Here is a 21,208-nt window from a genome sequence, read left to right as displayed (position 1 = left end):
GTAGACGGCGTGCATGGTTGCCACACGTAACTTTGTGCCGGGAGCCCTACGACAGAACCTCCACCGCCGCCGGCCACGACACATCCGCCCCCGCCGCCGGCGTGGCAAGCTCCACCGGCGGGTGCTCGCCTACCGCGATGTGGAGATCTTCCACTCCCCGGCTGCGACGAGTGAGTGGGCCCAAAGCCTGCTGCTGGTGTACATCCGCCGCGTCGTCGGCGAGGTCACCTACGAGGTGTGCGAAATCTGTGCGAACGGCGTGATCACCCAGGTCCATGTCGCTACGCCCTTGCAGGACAGCGGCCTGGGCACACGCGCCGTTGCGCACCTGCGTGCCTGCTACCCCGATGTCACCTGGCGCAGCTGCCTCACTCAACGCATGACGCGTGACCTGGCCCATCGCATGCGTCTGCCCAACGACCGTTCCGGCCTGTCGTGTCCACACCTCCCACGCGCTGCCTCCGAGAGCCACGGGACACCGGGCCGCGCATGGCGCTGATACATCAGGTCCCGGCCGGCCCGTGTGGGGTGGCTGAAGTCCCTTCACGTCAGGTGTCGTCGCCCCTGTGCCCGCCGGACGCCCTTGGAACGGGAGGCGGGCGGGCACAGAGGCGCCGGCCGGTGAGGGTGGCCGGGACGATGGGCACAGAACGCACCGCACCCGCCGGTGATCATCCCGGCTGCTGGGCCGGGCGCGTGGGTGCCACGCGCGCAATGGTCCTTTTTCCTCGTGCTGCCTCAGTTTGTCCGTCACCCGTATTCCAGGAAGACCGGCAGAGACAGCGTCCCAGCAGCTGCTGGGGCTCTCGGCGAGGGCCCTGAGGGCCGCTGTCGCGCTCTGTGCTGCATCCGCATGATTCCAGGCTGACTGCTCGGCCCCCGGCCGGGCGTCCGGCGTAATTCGCCCGCATCGCGTTATCCAGGGCCCGCCTCGGGAACCCGTGCACTCACACACCCGGTACCGGCCGAGGTGCGCAGCGAGCGGAGGCGAAGTTCGTGGGTCACGGCGGAGATGTCATCCAGGAATTGACCACCGACCACCGAGAGGTCGACGAGCTGTTCGGGCAGTTCGAGGACGCCTTGCCCGGCAGTGCGGACCGCAAGCGGCTGGTCGACGCGATCACCATCGAGCTGGTGCGGCATTCGGTCGCCGAGGAGATGCACCTCTACCCGGCCGTGCGCGAGCACCTGGAGGAGGGCGACGCACTGGCGGACAAGGAGATCGCCGACCACGCACGCGTCGAACAACTCCTCAAAGACCTCGAAGAGCGCGCGCCGGACGACACCGACTTCGACCGCCTCGTGGTCAAGCTCAAGACAGAGGTCACCTCGCACGTCGATGACGAGGAGAACCACCTCTTCCCCCAGCTGCGCAACCACGTGCACTCCTACATCCTCGAAAGTCTGGGAGAAAAGGTCCGCGAGGCGAAGAAGACCGCCCCCACCCGCCCGCACCCGGCCGCACCGAGTAAGCCCCCGGCCAACCGGCTCCTCGCACCCGGCCTCGGCCTGGTCGACCGGGCCCGCGACTACGTCACCGGCCGCGGCCGGTAACCGCACCCGATACGTCCTCCAGATCCCTGAGGCACATAGATGGGCTCCAACTCCCGTCCCGGCGCTGGAGTCGACGCACCGATTATTCGAGGATCTCCGGCTTTCCGTGAGTCCGGAGTACGCCGCATCCCTCGGGCCGATCGATCGCGCTATGCCGGTGGGCTGCTGGGTCTTCCGTGAGCGCCTGGGTGGACGCGGTGGATATTGGCACCGGAAACCGCAGCTCTTCCTGTCAGCTTCCGGGCGTCTGCTGGGGCCCTATCAGTGCCGCAGGGCCGGGCCGAGCAGTCACTTCGTGTTAGCCTCAAATTTTCGGGCGGCCATGACGGTCGACAATTCCGTCCGAGCGGTTCCCTTTGTTTCGTCGGCTGCTCATTCCTGCCGGGCCTTCTTCGGTACGTTCCCCTGCGGAAGGCTCTTCATGAACCACCCGGACCGCCTCGGCACCTCGCACGGCAACCTCGCCCGGCCGGTGCCCCTCACCCCGGCGGTGTCCCCGGCCGCCTCCTTCGCCGACCTGGAACTGCCGGCCGAGGTGCTGCGAACGCTCACCGGGCTCGGGGTACACAAGCCCTTCCCGATCCAGGCGGCCACACTGCCCAGCGCCCTCGCAGGACGCGATGTCCTGGGGCGCGGGCGCACGGGATCGGGCAAGACGCTCGCCTTCGGTCTGCCGCTGCTCGCACGGACGGCCGGGCGGCGCGCGGAGGCGAAGCAGCCCCTCGCCCTGATCCTGGTGCCTACCCGGGAGCTGGCCCAACAGGTGTCCGAGGCGCTCGCGCCGTATGCCGACGCGCTCCGGCTGCGGATGGCCACGGTCGTCGGCGGTATGTCGATCGGCCGGCAGGCCGCTGCGCTGCGCGACGGGGCCGAGGTCGTCGTCGCCACCCCCGGCCGCCTGCACGACCTCATCGAGCGCAAGGCCTGCCGCCTGGAACGGGTGCGGATCACCGTCCTCGACGAGGCCGACCAGATGTGCGACATGGGCTTCCTGCCGCAAGTCACCGCGGTGCTCGACCAGGTGCACCGCGACGGCCAGCGGATGCTGTTCTCGGCCACCCTGGACCACGACGTCGATCACCTGGTCCGCCGCTACCTGCACGACCCCGTCGTCCACTCGGTCGACCCGTCCGCCGGTGCGGTCACGACGCTGGACCACCATGTGCTGGTCGTCCACGGCCCCGACCGGTACGCAGTCACGACGGAGATCGCCGCCCGCGACGGCCGCGTACTGCTGTTCCTGGACACCAAGCACGCGGTCGACCAGCTCACCCGGCATCTGCGGGCCAGCGGAGTGCCCGCCGCGGCCCTGCACAGCGGAAAATCGCAGCCGCAGCGCACTCGGACCCTCGCACAGTTCAAGAACGGCCAGATCACCGCCCTGGTGGCGACCAATGTCGCGGCCCGTGGTCTGCACGTCGACGACCTCGATCTGGTGGTCAACGTCGACCCGCCCACCGACCCCAAGGACTATCTGCACCGGGCGGGCCGCACTGCCCGGGCCGGTGAGTCCGGCAGCGTCGTCACGCTGGTGCTGTCGGGCCAGCGCCGCGAGACGAGCCGGCTGATAGCCGCGGCCGGCATCGAGCCGACGGTCACCAAGGTGCGCTCGGGTGAGGCGGAGCTCAGCCGGATCACCGGGGCCAAGACCCCCTCCGGCACCCCGCTCGACGGTGGGCCCTCCGCGCCCCGGGCCAAGAACACCAACTCCCCCTTCCGCGGCCTGGGCACCAGCAAGGACGCCTCCCGCGGCGCCGGCGGCAAGTCCCGCAAGGCCAACGAGGCCCGTAAGCTCGCCGAAGCCCGCAAGGCAGCCCGGGTGCGCCGCGGCAACTGAGCCGGTACACGGGCGCGAGGTCCGCGACCATGGGGCGACATCGCCCAGCTGAGTGCCTGTTTCTCATCCGGGGCCGGCCCCCGTCGGCGCTGTGAGCCGCTTCTGCCTGCTCCGGGAAGGGGAATGGGCAGCACCCCCGTCGACCGGGCCGGTGAGGCAGAACGCCAGGTGCGGTACGTCGTGGAATAACAGCACCATGACACAGACTCCAACGGCCACGGCCGCGGAAATCAAGATCAGTTTTTCCGGAGACGAGGCCCAGCAGGCGGCCCGTGCGCTCGAACTCAAGGCCGGTGAGGGCCGCAGTCGCACCATCCACTTCTGGGACAGTCCCGAGAGGGGTGGCGACGGCATCGCGCTGCCCTTCCTCGACCGCGGGGTCATCATCCGCCTGCGTATGGACAACGAGGATCACGGGTCCAAGCGCGAAACCGACATGACCGTCAAGCTGCGACCGTGCCCCCCGCTGCCACGCGACTGGCAGAAGAACGTCAAGAATGAGGACGAGGACTGGGAGTTCACGATCGAGGAGGACCGGACCGGCCCCGCCTTCACGCCCGTGCTGTCCGCCTCACTTCAGGCCGACCGGGAGGTCAAGGCAAAGCTCATCGAGTCGGCGCTCGGCCCCGGGCACGGAGCGCTGGACCACCTCCTCGCCGAGCCGCACCGCGACCTCCTGGAAGACGCCGTCGGGCTGAAGAAGAACGACCTCACGGATCTGCGGGCGCTCGGTCCGGTGCACGCCGTCAAGTGGAAGCAGGAGTGGGACATGCTGCCCCGTCCCGTGGCCATCGAGGAGTGGACCACCGAGGGCCTGCGCTTCCTTGAGGTCTCGGTCCGTATGAGTACGGCCGAAGCGGCTGAGGCCGAGAAGCTGCTCGAACGCGCGCTGCGGAAGCGCAACGTCGCATCGCCGCGATTCGGCGAGACCAAGACCCGGGCCGTGATGACCGCCCTCGCCCGCGACCTTGGGCTCTGACGCGGCCGCGCCGGTAAACCCCAGCAAGCTCCGCCGAAAGTGGCCGCTCCCTGCCGGACGGTCCCTAGGTGATGCCCACACTCCGATAGGCGTCATCGACTGCCGCCAGCGCGCCGGTCCGCGCGGCGGTGTTGCCGGCGAGATACGTCTTCGTGACGTCCCGCAGCGCCCGGCGCATATCCGCGAACCCCGACTGACTCAGCAGTCGCACAAACGCGCAATAGACCAGCAGCGCCCACTCCTCGACCGTGAGGACCGGCTTGCCCGCGCCGTCCACCGAGGTGAGCAGGTGGTGCATCGCCTTGTTGTGGATGTTGCTATTGGTGTGGACGCCGCCGTTGTCGCGTGTGGTGTGCAGGTAGTCACGCATATGGTCGGGATCGCCGGTACGAGTGGGGTCGCTCATATCACGCAGCGGCAGCCCGTTGCCGCCCAGTCCGACCCCGAGTTCCCACGTCCAGGTGCGCACATCGTCGCGGTGGGGCGCCTGGTACCAGTTGGCGATGATCGTGCCCATCGTGTCGGCCAGCGACTCGTTCAAGGCACCGGACTGGTCCTGGTAGACGAGGTTGCTGGAGGTCTCGATGACTCCGTGGGTCAGCTCGTGCGCGATGATGTCGAGATGGCGGGCCAGGCTGACCAGCCGGGTTCCTACGGAGACCTGGCCGTACCACATCCGCCCCTGCCACCAGACGGCGTTGACCCACTCAGGCCCCGGCCCGTCTTCGGTGTAGATGCAGTTGACCGCCGAGGCCAGGTCCATTTCGGCGTCGTCGATGCCGTCGCGGTACAGCTGATCACGGTAGAACCTCGCTACCCGCTCAGCGTTGACGTGGGCCGAGATCCCGGCCCGGTGGTCGGTGCCGAAGTCGGCCTGCGGAGAACGGATCGCCGACGCCGGGAGCTCGTCGACCTGCGCAAGGTCGGCGAAATCGAAGTCGTAGGTGGCGATCTGCCGCCGCAGGTCGTCCAGGAGGTATGAGCCGTCCTGCCGGCTGCCGTGGAACCGGTGGTGGACGCTGACCTCGTCGTCGCCCTCCAGCCGAGTGGGCACCGTCACCGTGGGCGTCATCCCGTAGGACTGGATGATCTCGCCGGAATAGGCGTCGACGAGGTAACCGGTGAGCGGGAAGTCCTCGCGCGGGGACCGGCCCAGACCATGGCCACGGTCGCCCTCCTCACGGCGCATGGCGGGCAGCTGGGCCGGCACCTCTCGCAGATGCCAGGCCAGGTGCCAGTCGTCGCCCTGGTTGACGTAGGCCAGCTTCGCCGGCGGCAGCTCTTCAGCAGCGACCGTGCTCCCTGTCTCCTGTTTGACGCGCTCCAGCGCATCCGTCCCTGACAGCTCGGGCACGGAGCCGACACCGGTCACCTCGCCGAGCCGGCAGTCCATCGACACCAGTCGCTGGTCTTCGTCTATCTCGACCAACGCTTCGGTGCCGAAGATGGGGATCTCCTGCTGCGTCTGCTCGAAGCGGACCAGGGTGGTGCCCATGCCGAGCTGACGGCGCGGCGCCTCGCGCAGGGCCAAATCGGGAACGCGCTCAGGCCGGTCGTCCCGGACCGCACGGCGCAGCCCCGGTGCTTCTTCCTGGGCGAGCTTCTCAGCGAGATAGAACCGCGCGGCAGACTCTGCCGAGTTGAACTCCTGCCGGCTCTCTTCACCCTCGGGCGCGCTCACTCCGCGCACCATCTCGGGGCCCAGATGCGCGCCGCGCACCTCCGGGTCGTCGGCAACGTGATAGCGAAACCGTTCCAGGTGTGACATGGCCATAACCCCTCATTGCACCCCCGCCGCTTTGCCCCTCTTCGATCGTCACGCACCGTAACGGGCGCGGCAACCGGAAGGCCGACGTGCTCGGCGGCCTTCCGGTCGCGGGGGGGGGGACCAGGGTTCCCGTCCCGGCCACGTCGGATGCCCCAGCCGCAACTTTCCGGACAAGCCGCTGACCAGCCCGGACAGCCGAACGGCTGTCCCGGACACCGAAAGCCGTTGCCGGAACGGATCCGGTCGCCCAGGCTCGGTTGCTGTCGCGGCGGCCGGCCACACGGGGGGCCGGCCGACGCGCACCACCACCCACCCGACACCACCGGCAGGAGTCGTCCATGCCCACACACGGCCCGCGTGCCCGCCGTCTCGTACCGACCGCCGCCCTCACCACCGCCATCGGCACCGCACTGCTGCTCGGCGGTATGGCTGAGCCGAGCTGGGGTGCCACCGCCGCCAGATACCCGGGGCAGGTCAAGTGCCCCAGGGGCGACTACCAGTTGTGCATCGACGGCGGTCCCGGCGGCTTCACCATCAGCGGCAGGAAGTTCTCCGGCCACGCCAACGCGATCCTGCTGAGGAACGTCTCGAACGTCACGGTCAGCGGAAACACGTTCAAGAACCTCAGCGGCTCCACCGGCTACGCCGCCGTCCATGTGAAGCACTCCTCCGGCATCGTGATCCGGAAGAACACCTTCTCCGGGCTGCGCAACGGCGGGAACATGCACGGCGTCTACCTGGTGCAGACGTCGGGCAGCAGCGTCACCAGCAACAAATTCTCGTCGATCACCGGCGATCCCGTACGGATCAGGGACGGCAGCCGGAACAACACGGTGAGCGGGAACACCTTCGGCAAGTCCGGCAAGTACGCCATGTTCAGCGAGTGGGGTCGGCTGGAGAAGGGCGAGACCTGCGGTCGCGGCAACGTGTTCAAGAGCAACAAGTACGGAACCGGCTACTCCGGCAGGCGGCTCCCGCTGATCAAGTGGGGAGGCAAGGGCGGCGGCAGCACCGGCCTCAGGCTCACTTGGAGCAACTGCACGAGGGCGAGCATCGTCAACAAGGGCGGCAACAGAGTGTCGTAGCTGTCGTCGTGCGCCTGCCAGGGATTACGGGACAGCCCTTAGGGTGCGACTGCCCTTAGGGTGCGGGCATGATCTCGCAGAGCTATCTCTCCGAACTGTTCTCGCTGGACGACCGGGTCGCCGTGGTGACGGGCGGCAGTTCCGGCATTGGCCGAGCCATCGCCGGGGCTCTCGCCCGAGCGGGGGCACGTGTGGTGATCGTGGCGCGCAAGGAGCGGGAACTTGCCGCCACGGTCGACGAGTTGGCGACGGACGGCTGTCGGGCGGCCTGGGTGAGCGCCGACCTGAGCAGTCGTGACGGGGTGCGCGCGGCGGCGGAGCAGGCGGCTGGGGTGTTCGGCGAGCCCGACATTCTCGTCAACAGCGCCGGGATCAACCTGCGTCCGCCGATGGGCGAGCTGGGCGAGGAGGTGTGGGACGCCACCATGGCGGTGAACCTGGAGGCGCCCTACTTGCTGGGCCAGCGGTTCGGGCCGGGCATGGCCGAGCGGGGCTTCGGGCGGATCATCCACGTCACCTCCCAGCAGGCGCGCCGGGCGTTCGTCCAGAGCGGCGCCTACGGAGTCTCCAAGGGGGCGCTGGAGTCGCTGGCCCGCTCTCAGGCCGAGGCGTGGTCACCACACGGCGTCACCTGCAACACGCTGGTTCCTGGCTTCGTCATGACCCCGCTCAATGCGCGGTTGTCCTCCGACCCGGAGAAGGTGGCGGCGCTGGCCGCGCGCACGATGGTCGGTCGCAACGGCCTGGCCGAGGACTTCGCCGGAGCGGCGGTGTTCCTGGCCGGTCGCGCCTCCGGCTACGTCACCGGGCAGGCGATCTTCGTCGACGGCGGGCTCTCCGTTCACTGAGCCCGGCACCGCCTTCCCCCGGCTCGCGAAGCTCCACGCAGCCGCCCTCCTCAACCGGGGCGCCGCCCCTCGTTCGCCGTACGGAAACTGCGTCTTCCCGCGAACCGGAGTCATGTGCTTTTGCGTAGCTTCTCCGGTTCCTGGGGACGTGCCCGTCCAAGAGGGGAGACGGAGGGCTACCGTCAAGGATGGCTGGCGCGCCCTGTCCGAAAGCAGCCCCCGGAGGAGGCATCGGGTGCCCCTCGCACCTCGCGTACTGACCAGGCGCAGCGGGCCTTTGCCTCCGGTGCTGCCGCTCGGTTCCGGGCGGTTTGGGGTGGGGGTGGAATCGACTGGAAAACGTCAGGGGCGGATATGGGACGGGCATCGCACAGTTTCAGTCAACTCTCTGGCCCTGGGACTTGATGCAGGTCAGAGCGCCCTTCCCGGTAAGTCAAGCTTTGCGCAAGTCTGTTGACAGGGACGGAGTACCGCTGCGACCTTGTCAACGCCTCGCCACTCGAACGGTCGGTCGTCGCGCTGCGGCCCCCGTTTTGGCGTTGGCTCAGTTATGTGGTCCCGGTGCCGTCGGCGGACGTGTTCCCGGACCTGAAGAAAGCGGGGGGCCAGACGTGTATCGCAGCATGCAATCCAGAAAGACCTTGTCGTGACCCTGGTGGTCATCGGTGCCAATCCGACGGTCGCGCGAGCGGCCGAGGCTCTCCCCGGTGATCTCCTTCATGTACAGCTGCCCGGGGCCCCGGCCCTGGACCGGAGCAACGGAACGCCGGGCACACGGCAGGTGCACACCGTCGACTTCCACGACGGCCCGGCCTTCCTCGCGTTCGTCGACGAGGTGCTCAAGCCGCTATCGCCCACTGCCGTTGTCTCGCTCACCGAGCTCGGTCTGGAGCCGGCGGCCGCGGCGGCGGAGCGGCTCGGCGTGCGGGGGGTCACCCCCGCAGTCGTCCGGCACACCCGCGACAAGCTGGAGATGCGGCGGGTCCTCGAACGGAAGGCGCCACATCTGAACCCGGCCTTCGCGTCCGGCGGCGACCCGGACGCGGTGGCCCGGCTGTTCGCCGGGCACACCGCCGTGGTGGCCAAGCCCGTCAGCGGCGTCGGCAGCAATGCGGTGGCTCTGCTGGACCTTGCGGCGGACCTGCCGGCGGACCGCCGGACCGCCGGCACCCTGCTGGAAGCCTTCGTCGGCGGGCTGGAGTTCAGCGTGGAGACGCTGTCCGCCGGCGGCCGGCACACCGTCGTCGGCATCGCCCAGAAGGGGACGACGGGCAGCTTCGTCGAGGTCAGCCACATGATGCCGCCTCCGGCCCTGGACGCCCGCGGGCGGGCACGGGTCGAAGAGGCGGTCGGACAGCTGCTGGACGCCCTCGGGCTGACGGACGGGCCGAGCCACACCGAGGTCAAGGTGGACGGCGACCGCGTCATCGTGATCGAGACGCACAACCGCCTCGGTGGCGACGGCATCGCCGACCTGGTGCGGCTCACCACGGGCATCGACTGGCGGGTCGCCGCCCTGGGATGGGCCGTGGACGCGGGAGTGCCGCGCGGGCAGGCCGTGGCCGCCGCGGCCGCGACCGTCTTCTTCACCGCACCGCCCGGCACGGTCACCGCCGTCGCCCCACCACCGTCACTGGCGCACGGAACGATCGTGGAGTGGGAGGTCACCGTGGAGCCTGGCGACCCGGTCCGCCCGCTCAGGTCCTCCACCGACCGCCTGGGCACGGCCGTCGTCACCGCCGCGGACGCGGCGGCGTGCGTGGCGGCGGTGGCCGAGCTGACGGCGTTGCCCATCGTCACCACGCGACCCGACGTCCCCGCGCCCGTCGCGTAACACGCACCACCACCCCCACATTCCGGTCCGGGGCCCGCCCTGCCACAGGGAGCACCCTGGGCCGATCACAGCCGTACCTCGCTCATCGCTACAGCCGTACGTCTCTCATCACTCGACTCGACCACGCCCCAGGGGGAAACATGTCTGTCGACAACGCGCCGATTTCCTATGATTTCCACGGAGACGCGCCGTTCACGACGCCGTTCCACGAGATCAAGCCCGAGGAGATCCACATCTACCTCGACCTGGACACCAAGGTCGGGAAGAACACCTGCGGACAGAAATGTACGCACTGTTGGTTCGTCAACTACGAGAAGGTCTACGACAAGTCGTTCGCCATGGAGGAGGGCCCGCGGATCCTCTCCGGCCTCCAGTCGCACGGCTACCACGTCTACCCGCGGTACGTGGACAGCTTCGCGTACGACGGTGAGTTCATGCGCATCTACGGCCCCGCCAACAACCGTGAGTTCAGACAGGAATCCGACCACAAGCCCACCGAGACAATGGAGAAGGGCGACGCCTGGACCAGCGGCCGCCCGCTGCTCGCCGACAACTACCTGGAGCTTCTCGACCTCGCCCGGGTCAACGGCTACGGCACCATCTCCATCACCTACCACGGCGTCATCGACGAGAACCTGGCCGTCATCGACGACGGCAGCTACCCGATCAAGGGCGTCTTCAGCGGGGCGAACACCGAGGAGGTGCTGCGCCGGATCGACCACTACAACGACCACCACCGCAGCACGCTTCCCGCGGACGCCGACCGCTCGGATGCCTTCCGGGTCAACATCGGCGTCACCATCGGCAAGCACAACCACGGCCGCCAGTCCCTGGAGCGCTACGCCCACTACTTCAACAAGCTGGGCGTCGACACGGTCCGCTTCAACAACTTCTCCGACCACGGCGGCCGGCACCCCGAACTCCAGCTCAGCTACGAGGAGATCGAGCAGGCCTACCGCGACTTCAAGTGGCTGCACGAGAACGTCGAACTGGGCTTCCAGCTCGGCGTGAGTGAGGACTTCGGGACCTTCGGCATCAAGGCGATGGGGTTCCCCGGGCATGTCGGCTGGTGCCGGGCCGGCCGCCAGCTGTTCGCCGCCATCCCCACCGAGGAGAGCGTGCTGTCGGAGTCCGCGGACGGGCGCCGCGAGAAGATCGGTGACATCGTCGGCTGCGTCAACACCTTCGAGCCGCACCTGGGCATCCTCGTCCGCACGGTCGCCGACGGGGGCGAAGACGTCCGCTACGACCTGGAATTCGACCACGCGGCCATCGAGGCGTTCACCAACAAGCGCCTCTCCGGCGCCTACAAGGACGGCTGCTTCGCCCGCGAACTCGCCCAGGAGCAGCAGCTGGTCTCCCGGGTTCCCGCGCGCCGCCGGCTTCCTCTCGTCGAGACGACGGGCTGAAGGAGTACACGCACATGCCGCACGTCCTCGTCTTCGCCAAGACGCCCTACGCCAAGACCCCTTACGACCGCTGGCTGGCCGGCTCCGGCGTCGAGCCGGTCATCCTCACCACGACCGAGTTCGCCGCCGGATACGGCCACTTGCCCCATGTGCACGCCTTCGACGACTACGACACCAATCAGCTCGTCGAGAAGACGGCACTGCGCCTGGCCCGCGAGCACGCCGTCACGGCCGTCTTCGCCCGGGCCGAGGCGGACGTGGTACGCGCGGCACAGCTGCGTGACCTGCTGGACCTGCCGGGACAGCGGACCGCGAGCGCCCTTGCCTTCCGCGACAAGGTGGTCATGAAGGACCACCTCGTCGGCGGCCCGGTGGAGATTCCCGCCTACCGGGCCCTGGATTCGGCCTACACCGCCCTGGAGTTCATCGCCGAGCACGGTTATCCCGTGGTCATCAAACCGCTCTCGGAGTCCGGCTCCCTGGGCGCGGCCATCATCCGTGACGAGGCGGAGCTGGACGCCTACCTCGCCCGCCCGTGGCGCGGCGCGAGCGAGATCGAGGTGTTCGTCCCCGGGCAGATGTACCACGTGGACGGGCTGGTCGTGAACGGCGAGGTGGTGTTCGCCCACCCTTTCCGCTACCTCAATGACTGTCTGTCCTTCCGGGCGAACGACTGGGTGGCCAACCTCCCGCTGACACCCCAGGACCCGGTCCACGACCGGCTGCTCAAGGCGGCCAGGGCGGTGCTGGCGGAGCTGCCCACACCACCGCACACCGCCTTTCACGCGGAGCTGTGGATCACCCCCGACGACCGGACGGTGTTCTGCGAGATCGCCAGCCGGACCGGCGGCGGGATGATCAGCTCGATGGTCCGGCACGCCTTCGGCATCGATCTCGACAAGGAATGGCTGTACGCCGAATGCGGCCTGCCCAGCACCCTGGGCACCCCCGCCTACCGGCCCACCGGCGCCCTGTGCATCCCGCCGTCGAACGGCGTACTGAACCGTCTGCCCTCCGGTGACGAGCCGGCGTGCGTCAAGGAGGTCGCGCTCACCGGCACGGTCGGCCAGGAGTTCCACGGCGGGGTCAAGTCCGGTCTCTTCCTTGCCGGTTACGTCGTCGGTGGCGACACCGAGGAGGACGTGGCGGCCAACCTGGAGAACGTGGCGGCCTGGTTCGCCGACCGCGCCCAGTGGTCCCCCGCTCCCAAGGGAGGCACGCGATGAACGGGCCGGCGCCCGGCGCCCTGCCGGGCCCGCTGGTCGGTACGGACTGGGTGGCACCGCGACTGGGCACCCCGGGGCTGGTGGTGCTCGACGCCTCGATCGGCGGGCACCGCGACGCCGGCGAACGGATCCCGGGGGCGCGGCCCTTCGACATCGACGGCGCGCTCTCGGACCACTCCGGGCCGCTGCCGCACACGATGCCCGGTGCCGACCACTTCACCCGGGAACTGCGGGCGCTCGGCGTGGACGACGGCGACACCGTCGTCGTCTACGACGGGGCGGGCCTCTACTCCAGTGCCCGCGCCTGGTGGATGCTGCGGGCCATGGGCCACGACCGGGTGGCCGTGCTCGACGGCGGCCTGCCCGCCTGGCGCGCCGCCGGGCTGCCGCTGGAGACCGGCGCACCCGCGCCCGCCGCGCGCCCCGGCGACTTCACCGCACGACCGCGTCCCGGCCTGATCGTCGGCAGCGACGAGGTCGCCGCGGCCCTGGCCGATCCGGCCTCTGCGGTCCTCGACGCCCGCTCCCGCGACCGCTTCGCCGGCGCGGTCGCCGAGCCGCGCCCGGGACTGCGTCCCGGCCATATGCCCGGAGCGCTCAACCTGCCGTTCGGCGAGCTCCAACGGGACGGCCGGATGCGTCCTGCTGCGCAGCTGCGCGACGCGTTCGCCCCGCTCGCCGGGGAGCGTCAACGCCTGCTCTTCAGCTGCGGTTCCGGCGTCACCGCCTGCATCCTGGCGCTGGGGGCCGAGCTGGCCGGATACGACGACCTGGCCGTGTACGACGGGTCCTGGAGCGAATGGGGTCTGCCGCGCGCGGACCGGCCGGTCGTCACCGGTCCGCAGAGCGGAGGTCCGCAGGCGTGATGTCCGCGCTCTCGGCCAAGTGGCGCACGTTCAGGGGGCTGTCGTCGAGCCTCAAGTCGCTGATCGTGCTGTCCTTCGTGGTCGCACTCGGCAGTTACATGGTCACCCCGTTCATCGGCGTCCTGATGGTCCAAGCGGTGGGCCTGGACGTCCGCCTGGCCGGTGTACTGGTGGCCGTCGCCACGTTCATCCAGTTCGGCGGCAGCATCCTGGGGGGCCTGGTCGTGGACCGGCTCGGCCTCAAGCGGACGATGGTCGGCTCCCTCGCCCTGCGGACCACGGGTCTGCTCCTGCTGGGGCTGGCCGTGCAGGTCCCCTGGGTCGCCTACCCGGCGGTGGTCCTCGTTGCCGCGGGACCGGCGCTCTACCTCCCGGCGAACAAGGCCTACATCGTCACCTGCGTCTCCGACGAGCTGCGGCCGCTGTTCCTCGGCGTCAGCAGCGCGGCCCTCAACGCCGGGATGGGGCTCGGGCCGCTGCTGGCCGCCGTCCTGATCGACGCCGATCCGGTGGTGCTGCTCCTCGGCGCCGCGGCGCTCTTCGGCCTGATCGCCCTGGCCCACCAGCTCACCATGCGGCCCCTCGCCCGCCGCCAGGACGACGCGCGGGACGTTGCCATCGTCGACGGGCCCGCCCCCTCCGGGAAGCTCCGGACACTGCGCGGCGCCCTGCGGCCGGTGTTCTTCACGGCCCTCGCGTTCTACCTCTATTTCTTCTTCCAGAGCTTCCTGGGCCTGTACGCCGCGGGCGTGCACAACATCCAGGTGCTCGGCTGGGCCATGCTCGTCAACTGCGCCATGATGGTGGCGCTCCAGCCGCCGCTGTCGGGCTGGATCGCGCGGGCCGACTACCGCCGTCTGGTGGCCGGATCATTCGCCCTGATGGCTGCCGGGACGGCCGTGATGTCGCTGGGGCACACCGCTGCCCTGCTGGGCGGCACTGTGCTCTTCAGCCTCGGCGAGGTCTTCCTCTTCCTGCGCTGTGACCTGGAAATGGTCGACCGCATACCGAGCAATCCGGCCTTCGCCTTCGGCGTCCAGCGGCTGACGGCGGGTGTCGGCGGCCTCCTCGCCGGCGTCGTGGGCGGCTTCCTCTTCGCCCACTACGAAACGGCACACGACCTGGGCATGTTCTGGGCCGCCGTCGCCGTGCAGTGCGCCGTCGCGGCCGCCATCGCCCTGGTACTGGGCGGCCGCCGGACCGCGGCGGCCGTGCCCCATGACGAGAAGGCGGATCTGGAAGTGGTGTCATGACCGGCGAAACCTCGATGGACACCCGGTTGGTGCACGCCGGCTCCCACCCGCGGCAACAACACGGCTACGTCAACCCGCCGGTCCACCGGGCCTCGACGGTGCTCTACGAGGACGTGGCCGCCATGGACGCCTCGCAGGCCGACCCCCTCAAACGCCGGATGCCGGTCTACGGCCGCTTCGGTACACCCACCGGCCGCGCCTTCGAGACGGCCCTGACCGATCTGGAGGGCGGGCACGCCGCCGTCGCCACCTGCTCGGGTCTCGCGGCGATCACCACGGCGATCCTGTCGTTCGTCCGGGCCGGCGACCACATCCTCGTGAGCGACTCCGTCTATCTGCCCACCCGCAAGTTCTGCAACTCGCTGGCCGATCTGGGCGTGGAGACGGAGTACTACGATCCGCGTGCGGACAAGTCCATCGAGGAGCTGTTCCGCCCCACCACGCGTCTGGTCTGCCTGGAGTCACCCGGCTCCACGACCTTCGAGGTGCAGGACGTCCCTGCCGTCACGAGCGTGTGCCGTACCCACGACGTGGTCACCCTCATCGACAACACCTGGGCCACCCCCGTCTTTCACCGCCCCCTGGAGCTGGGCGCCGATGTCGTCGTGCACTCGGCGACGAAGTACCTCACCGGTCACGCCGACAGCATCCTCGGGGCCATCGTGTGCTCCGAGGAGACCTACCCCGCGGTGCGCGCCACCGCGATCCGGCTCGGCCAGTGCGCCGGCGCGGACGATGTCTATCTGGGCCTGCGCGGACTCCGCACGCTGGGGGTCCGGATGCGAGAGCACCATCACCAAGCCATCGGCCTCGCCTCCTGGTTGCGCGAACAGGAGGGGGTGCGCGCCGTGCTGCACCCGGCGCTGCCGGGGGACCCGGGGCACGAGCTGTGGTGCCGCGACTTCACCGGCGCCGCGGGCCTGTTCGGCCTCGAACTCGAACCCGGGCCGGGCAAGCCCGCCGTGGACGCGCTGCTCGGAGAGCTGCGGCTGTTCGGCCTCGGCCACAGCTACGGCGGCTACGAGAGCCTGATCGTGCCGGCCGATCCGGTCACCCACCGCCTCCCGGGCACCTGGACGGGCCGCGGCCCGCTGCTGCGCGTGCACGTCGGCTTCGAGGCCCTGAATGACCTCAAGGAGGATCTGGCCCGGGGCCTGGCCACCCTGTTCGCCCACGCCCGGTCCTGACGCTCCTTCCCGGGTCCCCGCCCACCAGGCACACGGATGGGGCCCGGGGCGGACCGGGGCCCGCGCCCACGGGGTGCCGCGCAAACGGTGGAGACTCTGCTGCCGGCGTGGCCCAGCGCCGACCGGCTACTGGGCCATTCGCGTCCCGTGCGGCTCGCCGCTTGACGCCGCCCACCGCCAGGCCCGGCACCTCGTCCGCGCGCCGCCGGCTGAACACTCAGCGTGACGCACGAAGGCCGAACGTGAAACCGCCCCGACATCCAGCTCCAGCCGCAGGCAGGCCGCCAGGGCCTGGAGGTGGCCAGGACCAGGAGATAATTCGCTCTCGCATTCGATTACGGGTACTGCGCGCGCCGTCCCACTCAAGCGTCGAGAGCAGTGGGGGCGTGAGCCCGTAGCACCGGCCGTCGCCCAACGGGGCCGGACCCCGACAGGCGGCCGACTCCGGTCCGCCAGAGCGCTATGTTCCCTTTGCGTAGATATTCTGTGCAGTGTGATCGAGTCTGGACGGCCGCGGCTCCGTCGCCGCCACGGCCGATGGCTTGTGCGGCTGTCGCCGGTGATCCTGACCGTCGTCATCGCCGCCCTGGCCTACGCCACTCCCCCTGAAGTGGCCTTCAGCCGCCTCCTGCCCGCGGCGCCGGCCCTCGCCGCCGCTATGTGGCCGGTGCTCCCCACCGTCCTGCTGGGGACGGTGTGCCTGTTTCTGATGATCGGCCTCAGCATCGTGTTCCCCGGTCTGGGGACATGGTGGACGGCCGCGGGGATCATCGCGGTCACCGTGGCGGCCGCGTACGGAAGTCATGTCCGGCTCCAGCGGGAGCGGACCCTCTTTCAGCTGCGGCTCGTCGCCGACGCGGCGCAGCAAGTGGTGCTGAGTCCGATGCCGCGCCGCTTCGGGAGCGTCGAGATCGAGTCGCTGTATCTCGCGGCCGCGGCGGAGGCCCGTATCGGCGGGGACTTCTACGAGGTGGTCGACACGCCCTACGGGGTCAGGCTGCTCATCGGTGATGTGCGGGGCAAGGGGCTGCCGGCAGTGGGGGCGGCCGCGGCGATCGTCAACTCCTTCCGGGAGGCGGCCTACGACGAGGCCGACATGGTCAGCGTCGCGCGCCGGCTGGACGCCAGCAGCACCCGTTACAACGCCGCCTTTCCCCCCGAGGGGCCGATGGAGCGCTTCGCCACCGCCCTTCTTGTCGAGATCCCGCACGGGGACAGACGTATCGAGATCCTCAACTGCGGACACCCCCCACCGCTGCTCCTGAACCACGGGGAACTCCGTGCCCTCGCGCCCACCACCCCCTCGCCGCTGCTCAACCTCGCGGAGCTGATCGGCGATCACTACACCATCGACACCTTCGACTTCGCCCCCGGCGACCTGCTGCTTCTCTATACCGACGGGATCGCCGAGGCCCGCGCCCGCGACGGCGGGTTCTTCCCGCTGGCGGCCTGGATGCGCCAACAGCCCCCGTTGCCGCCCCACGAACTGCTCGCAGCCCTTCACCGCGACCTCCTCCGCTACAGCAGAGGACGCCTGGACGACGACATCGCCGCCCTCGCTGTGCGGCTGTGTGAACCCACGGATGATCAGGAGGTGACCTTGGCGGTCAGCCCGTAGTCCAGCTCTGCACCATCGACGAGTAGCGCCTCGACCGTCCGTGTGCTGGGGTCGATGTCGGCCACGATCCCGTGTCCGGCGTAGCGGGGGTAGCCAGAGGCGCCCGTCTCGCCGGTGGCCTCGACGACCGCCGACCGGACGGCTGAGTCCTCCTCGGAGGCACCGCCTCTGTCCTCAACATGTTCGGGGACCAACAAGATCGTGAAGCGCTGCGGCTTTGTAGTCACGCTCCGATATTTAAGTCTCTGGGCCACCGGCCGTGGGACAGGCGCGCGGCATCGGATGTGCACATGTGGGCTCCCCGAAGGTCCGCCCGTGTCGTTGCCGGTCCCGGCTTCACGAGGCGTCAGGAGGGCTTCAGGACCGCCCGAACGCTTCCGTCACCTGCGCGGTGGGGCCACCGGAGGCAGCTCCACCGCGCAGCCGGGCAGGCGTTTACTCGTGGGCGCTGATCACACCGCCGCTGCTGAGCACGACGTATACGCCGTTGGCGTCGAGCCCGACGTCGTGCTGGTTCGCCTCCAGCGTGGCGGCTACGCCGTCATGGCCGATGATCTGCGCGCGGTACCGCAGCTCGCCGACCTTCGTGACCTTGGCCGTCCAGCCGCCCGCGAGCTTGAAGGTGCCCGGCCCCTGGTGTCCGCCGCCCATCCAGGAATGGACCTGGCCGTCCAGCGTGAGCGTGACGAACATGTCGTTGGCGTCGAGCCCGTCGTCGTGCCCCTTCGTCTCCAGCGTGGCCAGGACCGCACCGCGGGCGACGATCTTGGCGCTGTAGCGCTGGTCGCCGAGCTTGTAGATCTCCGCCTTGCTGATGCCGTCCGCCAGGCGCTGGGTGCGAACCGGGGATGCCGCCCTGCCACCGTCGGCGGCGGGCGCGCCGCCCGACTGCTTGCCCGCGGCGCCCGCCTTGGCGTCGGCCTTGGCCCCGGGGCTCGGCGGGGCATCGGAGCCCTGCGCCTTGGCGGAGGAGTTCGTGCCGCTGGACCCGGCGGCGGCCATGTCCTTGTCCGAATGGCCCGCGGGCTTCGTGCCGGCGGCGTCCGAGCCGGAGCAGGCGGTCAGGGCAAGGGCGGCGGCCGCGGTCAAAGCCGCGGCGGCAACTCGCAGGGTACGGCGGCGAGCGGTGCGAACAGTAGGGCTGGAGCTCATTTCGGGTCCCCCCGGACAGTCGGTGACGTGGTCTCCTCGGTACGTCAACGACTCTGACCGGGGCCACTAGCGCAAGGCTGCCGCTCCACTAACGTCCGGCTAACACAGGTGGGAGGAGGGGACGGACGCCCGCGGTCCGCCGAAGGCGAGGACGATCAGCACACGGCGAGCGGGAGGGAACTCAGGATCGACGCGCCCATCGCCGAAGGGTGGCCGGGTATCCGTCAGGAGTCCAAGATCCTGCACTTCTGCCGTCCAGAACCATCTGTTCTGCACCGTCGGCGGCTGCGTGCCCCCCTACCCGCGGTGGTTCGCGGCCCGCGGAAGCGGTGGCAGCGGCAGGGGAAGACCCGGCAGGCCGTCGATGCTGGTCGCGATGTGGTCCTTCTTGTGGAAGTACGCGTCGAGTGACTCATCGGTCTCGCGCGCGAAGCGCGAGGCATGCAGCGGGCGGTCTTCGTCATAGGTCATGAACGGGACGCCGTACCCGCAGGTGTCGCGAATGCTCTCGGCCGTCACGACGATGATCGCTCGCAGGCCGTGCGCGGTCGGGTCGATGTCCGGGAAGTGCCCCATCAGCTCGGTCCAACGGGCATCGTCGCGGAAGACCGGCTCTCCGCGACCGTGTACCCGCACGATGTTGGGTGGACCGTCGAAGGCGCACCACATCAGGGTGATGCGGCCGTTCTCGCGCAGATGCGCGATGGTCTCGGCGTTGCTGCCGGCGAAATCGAGGTAGGCCACGGTGAGTTCGTCGAGCACGGCGAACGAGCCGTTCAGGCCCTTGGGTGAAAGGTTGACGGTGCCGTCGCCGTCCAGCGGCGCCGTCGCGGTGAAAAAGATGTGCTGCGCCTCGATGAAGGTACGCAGCCTGCCGTCTATCCGCTCGTAGCTCTTCCCCATGGCTCGATTATGACGCTCCGGCCCTCCCCTGCGGGAGAGGGCAGTGATCAGGCGCCCCCTGGACGGCCGGCAAGTGAGCGGCACAAGCCAGGAGTTCCCCGGCAGCGGGTGCGTGCCGGGCATCGGTCCGGTGGATTCGCCGGTCAGGCCATTACCGCTACCGGGCCTGTAACCACGCCCTTACAATGTGCCGTCGATAGGGCGCAGTGTCGGATCTCGGGGCGGGGCTGAAGATTTGGCGACGCAGGTTGCACCTGGCATGGTCATCGCCGACCGGTACGAGCTGGTCGAGCGTCTGGGCCGCGGGGGCATGGGCGAGGTGTGGCAGGCCCGGGACCTGAGCCTGAACGTCGATGTGGCCGTCAAGTCCATCCGGATACACCCCCAGGACACCACCGAACCGCACCGGTCCGCCCTCGCGTACGCCCGCAAGGAAGCACAGCACGCCGCCGCGCTGCGTGACCACCCGAACATCGTGGCCGTCCATGACGTCGTCGAGCACGACGGGCTGCCGTGGACGGTGATGCGTCTCGTGCGTGGGCAGTCGGTCGCGGAGCTGCTGGAGGACGAACCCGACGGGCTTTCCGTTGAGCTGACCGACCGCATCGCCCGGGGTGTCCTCGCCGCGCTCGCCGCGGCGCACGGAGTCGGGATCACCCACCGGGACATCAAGCCGCCGAACGTCATGATCACGGACAGCGGCGACGTTCTCGTGACTGATTTCGGAATCGCCAGACACCACGCCGATACCAAGATCACCATGACCGGGGCGGTCGTCGGCACGGCCGCCTACGTCGCCCCCGAGCGTTTGAAGGGCGTGGAGAGTCCGGCCGGGGACCTGTGGTCTCTGGGTGTGACGCTCTATCAAATGGTCACCGGCGTCTCACCGTTCGACCGGGGCTCGGTGCTGTCCACGATCCATGCCGTCAGCCACGACCAGCCCGATGAGCCGGTCGGTGCCGGTCACCTGACAGCGGTCATCATGGCGCTGCTGGACAAGGACCCGAAGACCCGGCCCGGCATCGACGCCGTGCTGCACATGCTGAACGGGACGCAGCCGCCCAGCAGGATGAAGGTGCTGCCGAGGGCGGAAGCCGGCCGGAGACGTATCTGGCTACGGCCGGCGCTGTCCGTAGTGAGTGTGGGCGCGGCCGGGCTGCTGGCCTTCGTGGTGGCCTCCCAATTCCGCGAGCAGGGCCACCCTTCCGGCAAGTCGTCGGACGCGGCGGTGAGTGCGACGCGCGCCGACAGTCCGTCGCCCACTCCCACTCCCACGGCCAGGCCCACGCCCACCGAAGGCCGCAGTCCGGGGCCTGATGCGGGCGCGTGCAATGCGGCGGTGCAGACAGCCGGAAACGCCCTTCAGCTCTCCGGCGTCGCGCTGGGCGATCCCAACCGCAGTTCGGCCGACAAGGCGCATGACGGCAGCGCGGCGCTGCGCGACGGGGCCGAACAGGTTTCGGATCTTGCCGATCACGCCACCGAGGCGCCGGTCAAGGCAAAGCTCCACGCCATCGCGGGGGACCTGAATACCCAAGCTGACGCGCTCGATGCCCAGCTCCCACGAGTGGTGGATGGTCGCCTCGTCAGCACCAAGGCCACCGACCTCGCCATGAAGCACTTGAAAGAGGACGTGGACGATTTGAAGTTCCTTTGCTGGAAGTGAGGTCCGCCCGCCAGGGAGAACTG

18 protein-coding genes are annotated in these 21,208 nt (G+C 69.5%); 14 read left to right on the top strand and 4 right to left on the bottom strand.

Annotation, left to right across the window (positions count from 1 at the left end; genetic code table 11):
- Window positions 1–13 precede the first annotated feature (13 nt).
- From TU31_RS39645 to TU31_RS11835, 4 genes are all read left to right on the top strand, one after another.
- Window positions 14–499, top strand: a complete 486-nt coding sequence (locus tag TU31_RS39645) for a hypothetical protein (protein ID WP_245698502.1) — start codon at window positions 14–16, stop codon at window positions 497–499.
- A gap of 497 nt (window positions 500–996) precedes the next feature.
- Window positions 997–1,554, top strand: coding sequence for a hemerythrin domain-containing protein (locus TU31_RS11845; RefSeq protein ID WP_042153132.1), 558 nt, complete (start codon window positions 997–999; stop codon window positions 1,552–1,554).
- A 421-nt stretch (window positions 1,555–1,975) separates the two neighbouring features.
- Window positions 1,976–3,391, top strand: coding sequence for a DEAD/DEAH box helicase (locus tag TU31_RS11840; RefSeq protein ID WP_042153129.1), 1,416 nt, complete (start codon window positions 1,976–1,978; stop codon window positions 3,389–3,391).
- Between the two features lie 196 nt (window positions 3,392–3,587).
- Window positions 3,588–4,370 carry a hypothetical protein gene (locus TU31_RS11835; RefSeq protein WP_042153126.1) on the top strand — a complete coding sequence of 261 codons (783 nt, stop codon included), beginning with the start codon at window positions 3,588–3,590 and terminating at the stop codon, window positions 4,368–4,370.
- Between the two features lie 64 nt (window positions 4,371–4,434).
- Here TU31_RS11835 and TU31_RS11830 read toward each other — a convergent pair whose 3' ends face one another.
- Window positions 4,435–6,144, bottom strand: a complete 1,710-nt coding sequence (locus tag TU31_RS11830; RefSeq protein ID WP_042153123.1) for a M4 family metallopeptidase — start codon at window positions 6,142–6,144, stop codon at window positions 4,435–4,437.
- A 332-nt stretch (window positions 6,145–6,476) separates the two neighbouring features.
- On the opposite strand from TU31_RS11830, the gene TU31_RS35885 reads away from it, so the two are divergent.
- The 9 genes from TU31_RS35885 to TU31_RS11785 all read left to right on the top strand — a co-directional run bounded on the left by TU31_RS35885 (window position 6,477) and on the right by TU31_RS11785 (window position 17,464).
- Window positions 6,477–7,223 carry a right-handed parallel beta-helix repeat-containing protein gene (locus TU31_RS35885; RefSeq protein ID WP_052718902.1) on the top strand — a complete coding sequence of 249 codons (747 nt, stop codon included), beginning with the start codon at window positions 6,477–6,479 and terminating at the stop codon, window positions 7,221–7,223.
- Between the two features lie 68 nt (window positions 7,224–7,291).
- The gene (locus tag TU31_RS11820) at window positions 7,292–8,071 is read left to right on the top strand and encodes an SDR family NAD(P)-dependent oxidoreductase (RefSeq protein ID WP_042153121.1); all 780 of its coding nucleotides are present in this window, start codon (window positions 7,292–7,294) and stop codon (window positions 8,069–8,071) included.
- Window positions 8,072–8,717: 646 nt separating this feature from the next.
- The gene (locus TU31_RS11815; RefSeq protein ID WP_042153118.1) at window positions 8,718–9,905 is read left to right on the top strand and encodes an ATP-grasp domain-containing protein; all 1,188 of its coding nucleotides are present in this window, start codon (window positions 8,718–8,720) and stop codon (window positions 9,903–9,905) included.
- 140 nt (window positions 9,906–10,045) lie between these two features.
- On the top strand, window positions 10,046–11,314 hold the full coding sequence (locus TU31_RS11810; protein WP_042153115.1) for a hypothetical protein: 1,269 nt from the start codon (window positions 10,046–10,048) through the stop codon (window positions 11,312–11,314).
- A gap of 14 nt (window positions 11,315–11,328) precedes the next feature.
- Window positions 11,329–12,540 (top strand): ATP-grasp domain-containing protein, encoded by a 1,212-nt coding sequence (locus tag TU31_RS11805; RefSeq protein WP_042153112.1) that lies wholly within the window; start codon window positions 11,329–11,331, stop codon window positions 12,538–12,540.
- Window positions 12,537–13,406 (top strand): sulfurtransferase, encoded by an 870-nt coding sequence (locus tag TU31_RS11800; RefSeq protein WP_042153109.1) that lies wholly within the window; start codon window positions 12,537–12,539, stop codon window positions 13,404–13,406. Before TU31_RS11805 ends, TU31_RS11800 begins: the two co-directional genes overlap by 4 nt.
- Window positions 13,406–14,659: an MFS transporter gene (locus TU31_RS11795; protein ID WP_042153106.1), complete on the top strand. Its 1,254-nt coding sequence runs from the start codon at window positions 13,406–13,408 to the stop codon at window positions 14,657–14,659. Before TU31_RS11800 ends, TU31_RS11795 begins: the two co-directional genes overlap by 1 nt.
- On the top strand, window positions 14,656–15,846 hold the full coding sequence (metC, locus tag TU31_RS11790) for a cystathionine beta-lyase (RefSeq protein WP_042153103.1): 1,191 nt from the start codon (window positions 14,656–14,658) through the stop codon (window positions 15,844–15,846). The genes TU31_RS11795 and metC overlap by 4 nt, the downstream gene beginning before the upstream one ends.
- 493 nt (window positions 15,847–16,339) lie before the next feature.
- A complete protein-coding gene (locus TU31_RS11785; RefSeq protein WP_245698501.1) occupies window positions 16,340–17,464 on the top strand; it encodes a PP2C family protein-serine/threonine phosphatase in 1,125 nt (374 codons plus the stop codon).
- Here TU31_RS11785 and TU31_RS11780 read toward each other — a convergent pair.
- From TU31_RS11780 to TU31_RS11770, 3 genes are all read right to left on the bottom strand, one after another.
- Window positions 17,434–17,691 (bottom strand): hypothetical protein, encoded by a 258-nt coding sequence (locus tag TU31_RS11780; protein ID WP_042153096.1) that lies wholly within the window; start codon window positions 17,689–17,691, stop codon window positions 17,434–17,436. The two genes, TU31_RS11785 and TU31_RS11780, sit on opposite strands and share 31 nt — an antisense overlap.
- A 208-nt stretch (window positions 17,692–17,899) precedes the next feature.
- On the bottom strand, window positions 17,900–18,616 hold the full coding sequence (locus TU31_RS11775) for a hypothetical protein (protein WP_042153094.1): 717 nt from the start codon (window positions 18,614–18,616) through the stop codon (window positions 17,900–17,902).
- A gap of 297 nt (window positions 18,617–18,913) precedes the next feature.
- On the bottom strand, window positions 18,914–19,519 hold the full coding sequence (locus TU31_RS11770; RefSeq protein WP_042153091.1) for a pyridoxamine 5'-phosphate oxidase family protein: 606 nt from the start codon (window positions 19,517–19,519) through the stop codon (window positions 18,914–18,916).
- Between the two features lie 259 nt (window positions 19,520–19,778).
- Here TU31_RS11770 and TU31_RS35880 point away from each other — a divergent pair, with 259 nt between their 5' ends.
- Entirely contained in the window at window positions 19,779–21,185 is a 1,407-nt protein-coding gene (locus TU31_RS35880; protein WP_052718901.1) for a serine/threonine-protein kinase, read from the top strand.
- The last annotated feature ends 23 nt before the right edge of the window (window positions 21,186–21,208 follow it).

Source organism: Streptomyces lydicamycinicus, assembly GCF_000829715.2.
GTDB classification, from domain to species: domain Bacteria; phylum Actinomycetota; class Actinomycetes; order Streptomycetales; family Streptomycetaceae; genus Streptomyces; species Streptomyces lydicamycinicus.
The sequence above is the reverse complement of the archived record's forward strand: the minus strand, read 5'-3'. Positions and strand labels throughout refer to the sequence as shown.